Raw genomic sequence first — 13,796 nt, 5'->3', positions numbered from 1 at the left:
TGGGTAAAAAGCTGCCAGAACCCTCTATCGACCTTCATTCTGGAACGGCTGGCTATCTGTTATGGCGCTACCTCCCCTCCTGCACCTGCAAGACATTACCCTGACCCTTGGCGGCAAACCGCTCCTTGATGGTGCGGGGTTTGCTGTTGGCAAAGGCGAGCGCCTCTGCCTTGTCGGGCGTAACGGTTCGGGCAAGTCCACCTTGCTCAAAATTGCGGCAGGGCTCATCCAGCCAGATGCAGGCAGCGTGTTCCTCCAGCCCGGTGCATCCCTGCGCTACCTCCCGCAAGAGCCGGACCTGAGTGCATACCCCACGACAGCAGATTACGTTGCCGCCCAGATTGATGACCCCAACATGGAATGGCGCACCGGCCCCATGCTGGACGCCCTTGGCCTGACAGGTCAGGAGAGCACATCCCACCTCTCGGGCGGGGAAACACGACGCTGCGCCATTGCTGGTGTGCTGGCTGCCGCCCCCGATGTGCTGCTGCTGGACGAACCAACCAACCATCTGGACATGCCAACCATTGAATGGCTGGAGCGTGAACTGCTCAGCCTTGGCTGCGCCATGGTCATGATCAGCCATGACAGGCGCCTGCTCTCTACCCTGTCACGCTCGGTGGTATGGCTGGACCGGGGGATTACCCGCAGGCTTGATGAAGGCTTCGACCGCTTTGAAGCCTGGCGTGAGGAGGTGCTGGAGCAGGAGGAGCGCGACGCCCACAAACTGGACCGCCAGATTGCGCGCGAGGAAGACTGGATGCGCTACGGCGTGACCGCCCGGCGTAAACGCAACGTCCGCCGTGTGCGCGAACTGGCCGCCCTGCGCACCGCCCGACGGGAGGCCGTGCGCGCACCGGGTACGGTCACACTGAACGCCCAGTCGGCCTCTACCTCCAGCCGTCTTGTGGCGGTAGCAGAAAATGTGTGCAAATCATGGGGTGACAAACGCGTCATCAATAACCTGAACCTGCGCGTGCTGCGCGGGGACAGGCTGGGCGTTGTCGGGGCCAATGGTGCGGGCAAAACAACCCTGCTGCGGCTGCTGACCGGGGGCGACCAGCCCGATAGTGGCACCGTAGCCCTTGGCCCATCACTCAGCATGGTCACGCTGGACCAGCAGCGCCGTACCCTCAACCCCGAACGCACACTGGCCGAAACCCTGACCGATGGCGGGGGCGACATGGTACAGATCGGGGACGAAAAACGGCATGTTATCGGGTATATGAAGGACTTCCTCTTCCGCCCCGAACAGGCCAGAACACCTGTAAGCGCCCTGTCTGGCGGGGAGCGTGGCAGACTGATGCTGGCCTGCGCACTGGCCAAGCCCTCCAACCTGCTGATTCTGGACGAACCCACCAACGATCTGGACTTGGAAACACTGGATATTTTGCAGGACATGCTCTGCACCTACAGCGGCACGGTTCTGCTGGTCAGCCATGACCGCGATTTTCTCGACCGTATTGCAACCTCCGTGCTGGCAGCCGATGGCACAGGCGCATGGGTTGAATACGCAGGGGGCTACAGCGACATGCTGGTGCAGCGGAACCTGCAACCGCTGGAAAACACCCCGACCATCCCCAATGCCGAGCCTGCCAAACCACGCGAACAGCCCACCAGACAGGCAACGCGCAAGCTGAGTTACAAGGACCAGTACGCGCTGGACAATCTGCCACTGGAGATGGAAAAACTGGAAGCCCAAGCCCACATCCACCGCACAGGCATGGCCGACCCCGACCTGTACGCCAAAAACCCCAAGGCCTTTGACCGCCATATGGTTGAACTTGGCAAAATAGAGGCCAGACTGGCCGAGTGTGAGGAGCAGTGGCTTGAACTGGAAATGAAGCGCGAAGCCCTGCTGGCTGAATAGAAACGCATCCAGCATGATGACCAAGCCGTCCGACACGCCCCGAACCTCCGCCGGACCATGGCAAAGTGCCCTGCGCTCGTTACTGCGCAACCGCTCTGCCCTTGCCTCCCTTGCGGTTCTTGGCCTGATTGTGCTGGCCTGCCTGTGTGCCCCGTTTTATGCCCGCCACATTGCCCATGTGGACCCGTTTGTCTCCAATGTCGCGGGGACCATTGTGCTCAACGGGCAGGAAACGGATATTATGCAGCCCAATGACAACCCGCTGCATCTGGGCCTGAGTCCCATTGGCCCAACAGGCCACGCCACATACCTGCTGGGAGCGGACAGTCAGGGCCGTGACATTATGGCCCGCCTGCTTTACGGGGGCCGCAACTCGCTGCTGATTTCCTTCTCGGCCGCAGTTCTGTGCCTTGTCATGGCTGGGACGGTGGGCATTGTCGCCGGTTTTTTTGGTGGCATAACGGACATGGTTTTATGCCGGCTCATGGATATTATGTGGGCGGTGCCTGTTTACCTGTTTGCCATTTCGCTCTCCATTGTCACCATTACATCCAGCCTGCACATTGGTCCGTTTGTGATCGAGGCAGACAACCTGCTCATTCCCATTGTTATTATTGCTCTGGTCTATGTTCCCTATGCCGCGCGGCCCGTGCGCGGGCGGGTCATTGCCCTGCGTCAGGCCGAGTTTGTTACTGCGGCCCGCTGCCTTGGCGTGCCACGCTGGCGCATTGTGCTGCATGACATTCTGCCCAATGTCAGCACAACGCTGGTTGTTATGGGGCCACTGCTTATGGCCATGGCGCTGCTGGCAGAAAGTGCGCTCTCTTTCCTGTCCATTGGGGTGCAGGCCCCCGCTGCGTCATGGGGAACAATTATTCTTGATGGCGAAGGGTTGATTTATACCCGCCCGATGGTGGCCATTGCTCCGGGCCTTGCCATTGTGGCCGTAGTGCTCGCGCTGAACATTCTGGGCGATGGGCTGCGCGATGCGCTTGATGTGCGCGACACCTCCCGGCGTGAATGAGAGGAAAAGCACCGCATGATCCTCCCTCTCCTGCGCCGTATGGGACAGACGGTTTTTGTTCTGTTTGGCATTTCCGCTCTTGTGTTTGCCGTGTTTTTTGCAACGCCCGGCGCAGACCCTACGGCCCGTATTGCAGGGCGCAATGCCGCCCCGCAGACCATGGAAAAAGTCCGTAAGGAATATGGCTTTGACCGCCCCCTGCCCGTGCAATACGCGATTATGATGAAAAAACTGTTCATCACGCGTGATCTGGCAAGCTACGCCAACCGTGGTGAACTGGTGGTGCCCGAAATCATGCGCGCAGCGCCTGTAACCCTCTCGCTTGTTACGGGTGCGGCCATCATCTGGGTGGTACTGTCCATTGGCATGGGTGTTCTGGCCGCCGCATGCAAAGGATCGTGGATAGACAGACTGCTCATGATGGCGGGGCTGGTTGGCATTTCCATCCCCGTGTTCTGGCTGGGGCAGGTGGTCAACCTGATTACCCAAAACCGTTACCATGACACATGGCTGTTCTCATGGGTGCCGGGGCTAGGGTACGTGCCTTTTAGCCAAAACCCGTTGGCGTGGTTCCGTGCACTGGTTATTCCGTGGTGTGTGCTGGCCGTCATGTTTGTTGGGATTTACAGCCGTATCCTCCGGGCCGATCTGGTGGCGATTATGGGGGAAGACTTCATGCGGACGGCCCGCGCCAAGGGGCTTTCCCCCAGCCGTGTGCTGCTCCGCCATGGGCTGCGCACAGCACTCATCACCTTTGTCTCGCTCTTTGGTATGGATTTTGCCCAGCTTGTCGGTGGGGGGGCATTGCTCACCGAAGTTGTTTTTGGCCTACCCGGTGTTGGCCGCCTGACCTATCAGGCACTGAACAGCCTTGACCTGCCCCTTATTATGGCCACGGTCATGTATTCCGCCGTGTTTGTGGTACTGGCCAACGCGGTAGTCGATGCCGCCTATCTTTTTCTCGACCCGAGGGTGCGCGATGTCCACTGACACACACTCCCCTCCCCTGCTGGATGTGCGCGACCTGTCGATCAGCTTTACCTCACGCGGGCAGAATATTCCCATTGTCGAGAACATATCCTTCAGCATGGCGGGGCGGGAAATTCTGGGGCTGGTGGGGGAATCCGGTTCTGGCAAATCCGTCACCGCCATGGCTCTTATGGGCCTGATTGACGCACCCGGCGTGACCATAACCGGCTCTGTCCGTTTTAAGGGGCAGGAAATTCTTGGCCTATCCGCCCGGCAGTTCCGCGCCTTGCGTGGGCGGGAAATTGCCATGATCTTTCAAGACCCCATGACCGCTTTTACGCCGGTTTACACCATCGGCTGGCAGATTGATGAACAACTGCGCGTGCACAACAGCCTCTCACGCAAACAGGCGCGCACGCGCACGATTGAACTGCTGGCGGAAATGGGCGTTCCAGACCCGGCAAACACGGCCAACCGCTACCCATATCAACTCTCTGGCGGTTTGCGCCAGCGCGCGATGATCGCCATGGCTCTATCATGCAATCCGTCACTGCTCATTGCGGATGAACCCACCACAGCGCTGGATGTGACCGTTCAGGCCCAGATTCTGGACCTGATGCGCAAGTTGCGCACAACCCATGGATCATCCATTCTGCTGATAACCCATGACATGGGCGTAGTAGCCGAGACATGCGACCGCACGCTGGTCCTGTATTCTGGCAGAGTGGCGGAAGAGGGAACAACGCAGGACCTGTTCGCCCACCCGCAACACCCCTACACAGCAGCCCTTCTGGCCTCCATCCCCCCCATGAGCGGGCCACGCCCCGAGCGCCTGCCTGCCATACCCGGTGGACCACCCCAGCCAGCAGAGCGCCCCGTGGGCTGTGCTTTTGCCCCACGCTGCACCTATACACATGCTACCTGCCTGCCTGCTCCACCTCCGCCACTCCATGTTGTTGGGCCGGACCAGCGGGTCGCCTGCGTTCTGCCCACAGAAGGCACGCCATTGCCCCGGCAGGCTTGCAGCACCACATCCTTTGCCGTGTGAGGAGCCACCATGCGCTCGCCCCACTCCACACCACAGGCCACCAACATGAGACAGCCCCCCCATGCCCCCCTCCCCCTTCTGGCGGTCAGGGATGTTTACAAAACCTACGCGCTCAAACGCGGGCAATCACTCAAGGCGGTAGATGGTGTTTCTTTCTCCGTCATGCCCGGAGAAGTGCTCGGTCTTGTTGGGGAATCCGGCTGTGGCAAATCCACACTGGGGCGCTGCCTGCTGCGCCTGCACGATGTGTCATCCGGTCAGATTTTGTTTGAGGGGCAGGACATTACACATCTGCCCGAGCGCACGCTGCGCCCGCTACGCCAGCGTATGCAGATGGTGTTCCAGGACTCGTATGCCTCCCTCAACCCCCGCAGGCGAATAGGTGACCTGCTGGCCGAACCCCTGCGGGTGCACCGCGCCCCCGATGGCAGCAGACGCACCGCGTCATCCATAACGCACCGGCTGACCGAGCTTATGGATCTGGTAAGCCTGCCCCAAAGTGCTCTGGAGCGTTATCCGCATGAATTTTCTGGCGGCCAGCGCCAACGTATCAACATTGCGCGCGCGCTAGCCCTTGCGCCCCGCCTTGTCGTTGCGGACGAACCGGTTTCTGCACTGGATGTATCCGTGCAGGCACAGATTGTGAACCTGTTTGCCGACTTGCAAAAACAGCTTGGCCTGACCTATGTTTTTATTGCACACGACCTTGCCGTCGTACGCCAGATTTCCACCCGTGTCGCCGTCATGTACCTTGGTGCCATTGTGGAACTGGGCGATACCGATACGGTGTTACACAATGCCGCACACCCTTACACCATCGCATTGACCCGTGCGGTCCCCCAACCTGTGGTCGGGGCGTCTCGGCATGCTCCGCTACGCGGGGAAATTCCCAGCCCGGTGCATAAACCATCAGGGTGTCGCTTCCATACCCGCTGCCCGGCCATGCAACCACGCTGCCAGAGTGACATTCCTCTTTTAAGGCAGATATCCCCCGGCCATGAGGTCGCCTGCCATTACCCGGTTTTATAGCACTCCAACCATGCAACCACTGGTAGCACTCCGACGCGTACGGCCTGGCGCTCCATGGTAGAAACGCGTCACATCCCAACAGCGTGTACGTAAAAACCAGAAACAAAGCATTTATATTATTGTTGTTTATTCATCCACTTTAAGGCTGCTATTCAGGTGGGGACAATTCACGGCACGGCTGGATAACCCGATAAAACAAGGTTTTTACCCGCAAAATCTGCTCCAGCCCGGTTGCTCATTCTATTTTTGGAGACTTTTCAGCATGACCCGCTTTTCCTCTTTACTGACTGCCGCCTCTGCCGTTCTCGCTTTAAGCACAGTAACACCCGTTTCCGCCCAGACAGTCAGCAACGCAGCGCAGGTTCAGTCTGGCAATTATGCCGTTGAGCCTGGACACACTCAGGTTGGTTTTTCTGTCCTGCATTTTGGATTTACCAATTATTTTGGCGCTTTCTCCAATGCCTCTGGCACTCTGGAACTTAATGCAAAAAACCCCAGCGCATCCAAGCTGTCCGTCACTATTCCTGTTGCCTCGGTCCAGACCACCAGCACAAAGCTGACAGATGAACTCAAGAGCGCACAGTGGTTTGATGCCGCCAAGTTCGCGGATGCAACATTTGTTTCAACCAGCGTCAAGCTGACCGGCCAGAACAACGCAACCGTCAATGGCAACCTGACACTCCACGGCGTGACAAAGCCCCTCACGCTGGCCGTGCATTTTATTGGCGCGGGCGTGAACCCTATGGACAAAAAATATACAACCGGGTTTGAAGCCACAGGCACCCTGAACCGCAGTGATTTTGGCATAAAAATGTATGTGCCCTACGTCAGCGATACCGTGACCCTGCGCATTGCCGGCGCCTTTGAAAAGCAGGACTAACGAGAGCGTCCCCCAGCCATGGCATGCCAGAGAGCAGTCGTGGCTGGGGGTTTTGTCCTTCCGACCAAAAGCAAACACCAGCCTTCCGCCAGAGCGCCGACTACTCCCCTTTGACGCAAAAAAATCCTGCCTCATATCCTTACAGCAAGACAAAAGCGACATCTGTCCCACACATAGGGGATACTAATAATGTAGTATGATTGATATATGTCATTGCTTATGCTGTATTTAACGTAGATTCATATCAGAACAACGCTAAGACATAATGGTCATAGCCAAAAAAGAGTTTTAAGACCTCATTCATTCTGGCTTATAGCCACAGATGAATGGCCTCATGACGGAGGCACCAGACCAGCCTGAACAGCTGAAGCAGGATAACAGCCCTCCATGAACACCGCTCCCCAGCTTGGTGAGATCGACTTCAACTCCCTCCCCGATCTGGGTATTTTAGGGCAGACACTGTTCAGTAAGGTGCCAATCGGGACGGTTGTTGTCCGCCTGTCTGACCATCGGATTATTCTGCGCAACCCTGCGTTCAGCCTTATTGCGGACGATAGGATCGAAACCATAGCGGACCTTATAGACCGCAGTTGCGTTGACCAAAAACAGCAAGAACAGTTCCGCGCACAGATTGAACATGCACACAGCCGGGCTGATCTGGAGGAAACAAGCGAGCTATCCGGCCTTGTTCTGGACATCAAAGGCGCTGACGGCAAAGTACGTATTGTGCAGCACTATGCACTGATATTCCATAAAACAGGGATTGCTATTGGCATTTTTCACGACATTTCGGACATAAAACGTAAATATCGTGCTCTCCAGAAAGACGCTTTTACAGACGAATTGACAGGAGTGGGCAACAGACGCGGCCTGATGGAGCGGTGGAGTGAGGAAATTGAAGATGACCCCACCCAGACCATAGGCTTCCTGATGATTGATCTGGACCGTTTTAAACCGATCAACGACACCTACGGCCACGCAACCGGAGATAACGTGTTGCGCGCACTTGCGACCCGGCTGCGCAAAAACATACGTAAATCTGACTATGTCGTTCGTCTGGGTGGAGATGAATTTGGTGTCCTGCTCCCTGATATTGAGAGCAGAGCGATGCTGGATACAATACGCAACAAGCTGCTTGCCACCCTCCGCCGCCCTGTTGTTGTCAACGCCATCAAGCTCACTCTCTCAGGCAGTATTGGTGGGGGGCTGTACCCTGAGGATGGTAAGGACCTTGCCGCAATCATGGTCCATGCTGATCATTCAATGTACAGCACCAAAAAGAGCACTCCCGCCAGAAAACGCGCCGCAAAAGCCTCAGCAATCAACAAAGAACCTGCCCCGTAAGGGGCGGAGCAGGCAGAGCAGCATTATGTGTCATGCTCGGACGGATGCAGGACGTGCGGAAAAGCGGACGTGCTGAAAAACGCGATGAGAATACCACACAACGCCACCACAATGGCCATGGGGGTCAGCACCGCAAAACCATAATGGGTCAACACCACACCCCCGGCGGCTGAGCCAAGTAGAATACCCGCATTACTGGCGGCATTAATGGCAGCCCCCGCCACGTCCGCCCGTGTTGCACGGGCACGGATGGCGCCAGACATAACAAACGGAATAATGGCTGAGTAGCCAATGCACCACAGCCCCACAGCACCTACGGACGACCATCCCGGCAGAATATGGCCGTACATCAGCCCCATACCAACCAGCATGGCCATGCCACTGGCCAGCATGCCCGCTGCGGGCCGACGGTCCACAATCTGCCCAGCACCCCACAGCCCCAGAATGCTCAAGGCACCTGTCAGTAACAGGGCAATACTCAGCGCTCCATCCGGCAGCCCATGTGCCAGCAGGAGCGGCGTCACATAAGTGTACAGCAGATTATGTGCAAAAAAGAAGACAGCATCCACTGCAACAACAATCAGAAAGGTGCGCATGACCTTACGGGAGACAATGTTGGGCAGGCTCTCCTTGACATGCACAGTCGATGATACGGGGGGAAGAAAAAACGCAATACAGAGTGTCAGCACAACGGCAAGGCCAGTCATGATGTACATGGCCACGCGCCAGCTTGCCAGATGCCCCACAGCGGCTGTACCCGGCACCCCCAGTATGGCGCCCAACGATGTGCCGCCATACACAAAGGAAATGGCCCGCCCCGTCATGCTCGGTGGTACCAGACGTGCCGCATAGGCCGAGACAATGGACATAAGCAGCGCATGGGCCACCCCACCAATCAGCCGCCCCACACATAAAAGGCCAAAGGTCGGGGCCATGGCCACCACCAGATTGGACACGACATACCCGGAGAGGGAAAGCAGCATCAGCCGTTTGCGGTCAACATGCGCAGTCAGGATTGTTAAAGGCACGGCACCCAGCGTAACCATGAGCGCAAACGCACTAACAGCCAAACCCGCTTTACCTTCGGGGATATGGAAGCTCCGCGCCATTTCAATCAGAATGCCCACGGGTGCGACCTCACTGGTCAGCGCTGTAAAGGTGCAGGCAAACAAAGCCCAAAGCCCAATAATGGCTTCGGTCGAAAGATTTTTAAAAAGCATGGCTACCTGATTAAAAACACAGAAAGACAGACCGATCGCGGCTCGGATATGCGGTTAACGCTTTAGGTCAGGATCGCAAAAACGGCGGTTGGCCAGCACGGGCAGTGCTTCGCGCGCCGTGCGGATGCGCTCCTTATCCACAGTAGCAAACAACAGGTCGGGCCCACTTCCCGCACGGGTCACGGCAACCCCTAATGGGTCCACCAGCATGCTGCACCCTATGTTGCGTGGCCCACACTCACCCACTGCGGCAACATAGCAGGTATTTTCCAACGCTCTGGCCGTTACCATGACCTCCCAGTGCCATTCCTTGCCCGGCCCACGCACCCATGCCGCCGGCACGCTCAGCAGATCTGCTCCGCGCACGGCAAGAGAGCGCGCAACCTCGGGGAAGCGCACATCATAACAGGTCATCAACCCCACACGAATATCCCCCACCTGCACAATGGGGGGCAGTTCCGTGCCGGGGACATAATCGTTTGATTCCTTCATGCTGAAGGCATCATACAGGTGTAGTTTACGGTAACACGCAACAAGCCCGTTCGCATTCAGCACAATCTGGCAGTTATGGGTCAGGGCCGGGTGTGCTGGTGTGGCAATACAGCAGATCAGGCTCAGGTCCGTACCCGCCAGCGCACTCACCAGACCACTTACAAATGGTCCATCAAGTGGCTGGGCCGTGCGCACGGTAATGCCCGGATCATGCATATCGGCCGCAATCAAACTCTCCGGCAGCACAAGCAGCTTGGCCCCCTCGGCTACGGCACGCTCGATCAGGGAGGCGCATTGAGCAAGATTAGCGCGCCATTCCGGAGCGACGGCAAACTGTCCTAGGGCGATTTTCATCCGAGATATCCTTGTGGGCACAACCATGCGGGAGAACGTGCCCGCCTGCCAGCAGACCCAGCCTACAACACTTGCGCAAGCAAGTGCAAAACCCGGTACAATGGCCGTGGAGGAGACATAGCATGCACAAGGCGCGTGCCCCAGCAACCCCGAATAGTGTATTCATCATCAAAGCGTCACACGCGCTCTGGCTCTGTTTGGCGTATGGGACAATCCCTGCTCATGTCCATATGTAAGGTCCGCACCATGCGCCATGGTCTTTTTGCTTTTTGTGCCGCAACGCTCTGTCTGGCCCTACCTGCCCTGCCCCAGCCCTGTGCGGCCCAAACAGCCCTGCTACCAGATGGCCGCAACTTTCTGCCCCCACCGCCGCCCGCTGGCTCGCATGCGCAGGAAGCCGATGTGCAGGCCTTTGAAAACACGCGCGCGCTCATTGGCAGCAGTCGCTGGCAACTGGCGCATAATGATGCAGACCTTACACCGCAACACGTTATCAGTGATTTTTCCTGTGCCGCCGGGTTCACCCTTCGCGCGGACAGGTTACCCGCCCTACTTGACCTGCTAAAGACCTTGGCACAACCAACCGAACAGCGCGTAACGGAAGAAAAAAACTTCTGGCACAGGCCGCGCCCGTTTGTGGGGAATCAGCAGGACATCTGCACGCCAGACGCGCGCAGCAAATTACAGACCAGTTTTTCCTACCCATCGGGACATACCACGTGGGGCTGGATGACCGCGTCCATTCTGGCCAGCGCCCTGCCTGAGCGGGCTAGCGAGATTATGCAGCGTGCCCGCATTTTTGGCGAAAGCCGCATTGTCTGCGGTGTGCACTGGAAGAGCGATGTGCAGGCAGGATACATGAACGGCGCCGCCATGTTTGCCGCACTACAGGCTCAACCCTGGTTTGTGGAAAAAATGACAGCTGTCCGTGCGGAGCTTCAGGCTCTACAGGCCCACCCGACACAACCCGATGCCACCACCTGCACCACAGAACAAAAAGCGGCAGCAGATATTTTTTAACCTGATGATCACTATAAAAAGCAGGCAGTAGCTCCAGGCTACTGCCCGCCCCCTTTTTACCAGCTATAACCTATGCTGGCCTGTGCATTGCGGCGCTCACCATAGAAGCAATATCCACCAACGGCCCCATCCGCGTAGCAGTTGGCAACGTAGTTCTTGTCAAACAGGTTACGAACATTGGCCGACACTTTCCACCCTTTGAGCGCGTGGGAAAGGTTGGACATGTCATACGAGACTGACGCATCAAACAGCGCATATTGTGGAAGCCACACGCTGCCATCGGCCAGTTCTCCACCATAGGTTCTGGCGGTGTAACGCATACCGCCCCCAAAGCCGAATCCTTTGAGTTTACCCGATGGCATCGTGTAGAATGCAAACAGCGAGGCATTCCCACGGCCAGACTGAACCAGCGGTTTTTGTGTGGAATCATCCTTGATCTTCTGCACACTCACGGCGGCTGTCAGCATCAGATTGTGGAACGGCTCGGCATGCGCTTCAAACTCAAAGCCATCGGAATGCACAAGCCCACTCTGCGTGTAATTCCCCGTCCCCGGAACAGAGACAAGCACGTTGCTCTGCTCGATGTGAAAGCCCGCCGCAGTCAGTAACAACGTGGTGCCGGGCAACTGGTACTTCACCCCACCTTCAAGCTGCTTGCCCATGGACGGGGTTGCCTGCCGCGTGCTGAGCCCATCTGCGCTCACCACATTACCAACCTGCGGCTGAAAGGAGGTTGAATAGCTGATATAAGGCGCAAGGCCAAAATCGAAGTGGTAAAGACCAGAGGCACGCCACGTAATTTTGCTGGAATTCTGTGTCTCATCCGAAGGAGTCAGGTAAGTAACCCGGTGTGCGTGGTACCAGTCATTTCGCAGGCTACCGGTCAGGATAAAACGCCGCCAGCGTATTTCATCCTGAGCATAAACCCCGATCTGCTGCGAGGTTGTCCGGTAATTTTCCGCCGGGTCCATGTCGGGAATGGCCATATTATAATCCGGATTGACCACATCCAGATCGGGGGCCGTACCCATGCTCTCATTATCACGCGAGTGTTGCTGCATGTAGTCAAAGCCAAACATAAGCGCATGCTGCAACGCCCCGGTGCGAACATGCCCCTTGAACTGGCTGTCAAATGCCAGATTGTGGTTATGTTCGCGTGCTCCATAGGAGTACCGGCCAAGCATGGTGCCGCTTGTCATGTCCGGGCTGTCATAATCCCCGGTGTTCAGCACACTGCGATAATTGGTCATGATATCATCGTAGCGACCACGGGTGCTAAAGCTCCAGTCGTCATTAAAACGATGGTTCAGAATATAGGTAATTCCGCCCTGCCTGCGGTTGAATTTTTCAAACGAGGCATCGCCATCATAAAAATTACGGGGCAGATAGCCAAATGTTCCAGCCTTGTATGAACCCACAAGTGGTGCACCGCCATAAGAGCCGTTCTCGGGGTCATACTGGTAATTGCCCAGCAGGGTCAGGGTTGTTGGGCCATCCCCACCAAATGTAAAGGCCGGGCTTATGCTAAAGCGCCTGCTCCCTGTTTTGCTGAGTTGTGTATGCTGCCCATTGGCCGTACCGTAAATACGGTAGCGCACAAGGCCATCATCCGTAGCAAAGCCACCGACATCGGCATCCACACGGTACAGGTCAAACATGCCCCCGGTTGTACCGACAGACCCGTAAAACTTCTGATCAGTGGGCAGCTTGCTCGACAGGGCCGTCAACCCACCGGGGCTCGACTGGCCATACAACGCGGAGGCGGGGCCTTTCAACAACTCAACCCGGTCCAGACGGAACGTGTCAGTCTGGGCCACGGCAAAGCCGGTCGGGCTGTCCTGCACCTTCAACCCATCAAGAAACGTAGGAACAGTAAATCCGCGTAGGTCGAACAGGTCATAACGCGTGCCCTCCCCACCCCGCGTATCAGCCGTTATGCCAGCAGCATAGCGTACGGCCTGATTGAGAGTGAGAACACCGCGCGTATCCATTTCATCCCGTGTGATGACGGTAACAGACTGCGCTGTCTCTACCAGTGGCGTGTTGGTTTTTGTGGCAGAAGACGCCACGACAGAGGACCTGCCATGCCCACGCACCTCAACCATTTCGTTCTGGAGGGCTTCTGCATTGGCCTTTTTGGCGGCGACCTGCGCAGTTGTCGCGGCCTTGGCGTGCTGGAATTGATCCGTCTGTACCTCCTGATCGGCCGCAAAAGCCGCATCACTCAGAACAAACGAGCAAAAAACCGTATAGAAAATTTTGCTGCGCTTCATACCCAACTCGTTCTGTTACCGGCCTCTCCTGCGTAGGAGGGCTGCTACCGGCTTATTTGTTAATAATGATACTCAATTGCGCTCCTATCCATATTCACAACCCGCAGCAAGCAAGGAGCCCGATATTGGCCCAAACGCTACAAAGTTCCGCCTGAACGCCAAAATGCCCGGCTGCCGTTACCGGCAAACCGAGCTTTATGGTGGCTGTTCAAAGCTATGCTGTTAAAAAAGAAAAAACACTCAATCCGTGAGAGTGCGGCACTCTGCCCGTTT

At 57.0% G+C, this 13,796-nt stretch carries 11 protein-coding genes; 8 read left to right on the top strand and 3 right to left on the bottom strand.

The features are described 5' to 3' along the window. Window positions 1-61: 61 nt before the first annotated feature. The 7 genes from HK26_RS06820 to HK26_RS06790 all read left to right on the top strand — a co-directional run bounded on the left by HK26_RS06820 (window position 62) and on the right by HK26_RS06790 (window position 8,164). On the top strand, window positions 62-1,870 hold the full coding sequence (locus HK26_RS06820) for an ABC-F family ATP-binding cassette domain-containing protein (RefSeq protein ID WP_086639094.1): 1,809 nt from the start codon (window positions 62-64) through the stop codon (window positions 1,868-1,870). 13 nt (window positions 1,871-1,883) lie between these two features. Beyond that, window positions 1,884-2,894 carry an ABC transporter permease gene (locus HK26_RS06815; protein ID WP_374188226.1) on the top strand — a complete coding sequence of 337 codons (1,011 nt, stop codon included), beginning with the start codon at window positions 1,884-1,886 and terminating at the stop codon, window positions 2,892-2,894. A 15-nt stretch (window positions 2,895-2,909) separates the two neighbouring features. Next, entirely contained in the window at window positions 2,910-3,884 is a 975-nt protein-coding gene (locus HK26_RS06810) for an ABC transporter permease (RefSeq protein WP_086639093.1), read from the top strand. Then, entirely contained in the window at window positions 3,874-4,911 is a 1,038-nt protein-coding gene (locus HK26_RS06805; RefSeq protein ID WP_086639092.1) for an ABC transporter ATP-binding protein, read from the top strand. Before HK26_RS06810 ends, HK26_RS06805 begins: the two co-directional genes overlap by 11 nt. 45 nt (window positions 4,912-4,956) lie before the next feature. Further along, window positions 4,957-5,940 (top strand): ABC transporter ATP-binding protein, encoded by a 984-nt coding sequence (locus HK26_RS06800; RefSeq protein WP_086639127.1) that lies wholly within the window; start codon window positions 4,957-4,959, stop codon window positions 5,938-5,940. A 262-nt stretch (window positions 5,941-6,202) separates the two neighbouring features. Continuing rightward, complete coding sequence (locus HK26_RS06795; RefSeq protein WP_086639091.1) at window positions 6,203-6,820, top strand: YceI family protein; 618 nt, start codon at window positions 6,203-6,205, stop codon at window positions 6,818-6,820. Window positions 6,821-7,207: 387 nt separating this feature from the next. After that, the gene (locus HK26_RS06790; RefSeq protein WP_086639090.1) at window positions 7,208-8,164 is read left to right on the top strand and encodes a GGDEF domain-containing protein; all 957 of its coding nucleotides are present in this window, start codon (window positions 7,208-7,210) and stop codon (window positions 8,162-8,164) included. Between the two features lie 23 nt (window positions 8,165-8,187). On the opposite strand, the gene HK26_RS06785 is transcribed toward HK26_RS06790, so the two are convergent. Both HK26_RS06785 and HK26_RS06780 read right to left on the bottom strand, forming a co-directional pair. Next, entirely contained in the window at window positions 8,188-9,384 is a 1,197-nt protein-coding gene (locus tag HK26_RS06785) for an MFS transporter (RefSeq protein ID WP_086639089.1), read from the bottom strand. 54 nt (window positions 9,385-9,438) lie between these two features. Continuing rightward, window positions 9,439-10,230, bottom strand: a complete 792-nt coding sequence (locus tag HK26_RS06780; protein WP_086639088.1) for a deaminated glutathione amidase — start codon at window positions 10,228-10,230, stop codon at window positions 9,439-9,441. A 222-nt stretch (window positions 10,231-10,452) separates the two neighbouring features. Between HK26_RS06780 and HK26_RS06775 the strand changes: the two genes are divergently transcribed. Continuing rightward, window positions 10,453-11,250, top strand: a complete 798-nt coding sequence (locus HK26_RS06775; RefSeq protein WP_257640899.1) for an acid phosphatase — start codon at window positions 10,453-10,455, stop codon at window positions 11,248-11,250. Between the two features lie 56 nt (window positions 11,251-11,306). On the opposite strand, the gene HK26_RS06770 is transcribed toward HK26_RS06775, so the two are convergent. Next, window positions 11,307-13,523: a TonB-dependent siderophore receptor gene (locus HK26_RS06770; RefSeq protein ID WP_086639087.1), complete on the bottom strand. Its 2,217-nt coding sequence runs from the start codon at window positions 13,521-13,523 to the stop codon at window positions 11,307-11,309. Window positions 13,524-13,796: the final 273 nt, after the last annotated feature.

The sequence above is a fragment of the Acetobacter okinawensis genome, from assembly GCF_002153655.1.
In the GTDB taxonomy this organism is placed as follows: Bacteria; Pseudomonadota; Alphaproteobacteria; order Acetobacterales; family Acetobacteraceae; genus Acetobacter; species Acetobacter okinawensis_A.
The sequence above is the reverse complement of the archived record's forward strand: the minus strand, read 5'-3'. Positions and strand labels throughout refer to the sequence as shown.

What these genes read in the sequence shown, in the direction of transcription:
- HK26_RS06820 (WP_086639094.1), top strand. Translation starts at nt 62, where the DNA reads ATGGCGCTACCTCCCCTCCTGCACCTGCAAGACATTACCCTGACCCTT.
- HK26_RS06810 (WP_086639093.1), top strand. Translation starts at nt 2,910, where the DNA reads ATGATCCTCCCTCTCCTGCGCCGTATGGGACAGACGGTTTTTGTTCTG.
- HK26_RS06790 (WP_086639090.1), top strand. Translation starts at nt 7,208, where the DNA reads ATGAACACCGCTCCCCAGCTTGGTGAGATCGACTTCAACTCCCTCCCC.
- HK26_RS06770 (WP_086639087.1), bottom strand. Translation starts at nt 13,523, where the DNA reads ATGAAGCGCAGCAAAATTTTCTATACGGTTTTTTGCTCGTTTGTTCTG.
- HK26_RS06795 (WP_086639091.1), top strand. Translation starts at nt 6,203, where the DNA reads ATGACCCGCTTTTCCTCTTTACTGACTGCCGCCTCTGCCGTTCTCGCT.
- HK26_RS06775 (WP_257640899.1), top strand. Translation starts at nt 10,453, where the DNA reads ATGTCCATATGTAAGGTCCGCACCATGCGCCATGGTCTTTTTGCTTTT.
- HK26_RS06780 (WP_086639088.1), bottom strand. Translation starts at nt 10,230, where the DNA reads ATGAAAATCGCCCTAGGACAGTTTGCCGTCGCTCCGGAATGGCGCGCT.
- HK26_RS06785 (WP_086639089.1), bottom strand. Translation starts at nt 9,384, where the DNA reads ATGCTTTTTAAAAATCTTTCGACCGAAGCCATTATTGGGCTTTGGGCT.
- HK26_RS06805 (WP_086639092.1), top strand. Translation starts at nt 3,874, where the DNA reads ATGTCCACTGACACACACTCCCCTCCCCTGCTGGATGTGCGCGACCTG.
- HK26_RS06800 (WP_086639127.1), top strand. Translation starts at nt 4,957, where the DNA reads ATGAGACAGCCCCCCCATGCCCCCCTCCCCCTTCTGGCGGTCAGGGAT.
- HK26_RS06815 (WP_374188226.1), top strand. Translation starts at nt 1,884, where the DNA reads ATGATGACCAAGCCGTCCGACACGCCCCGAACCTCCGCCGGACCATGG.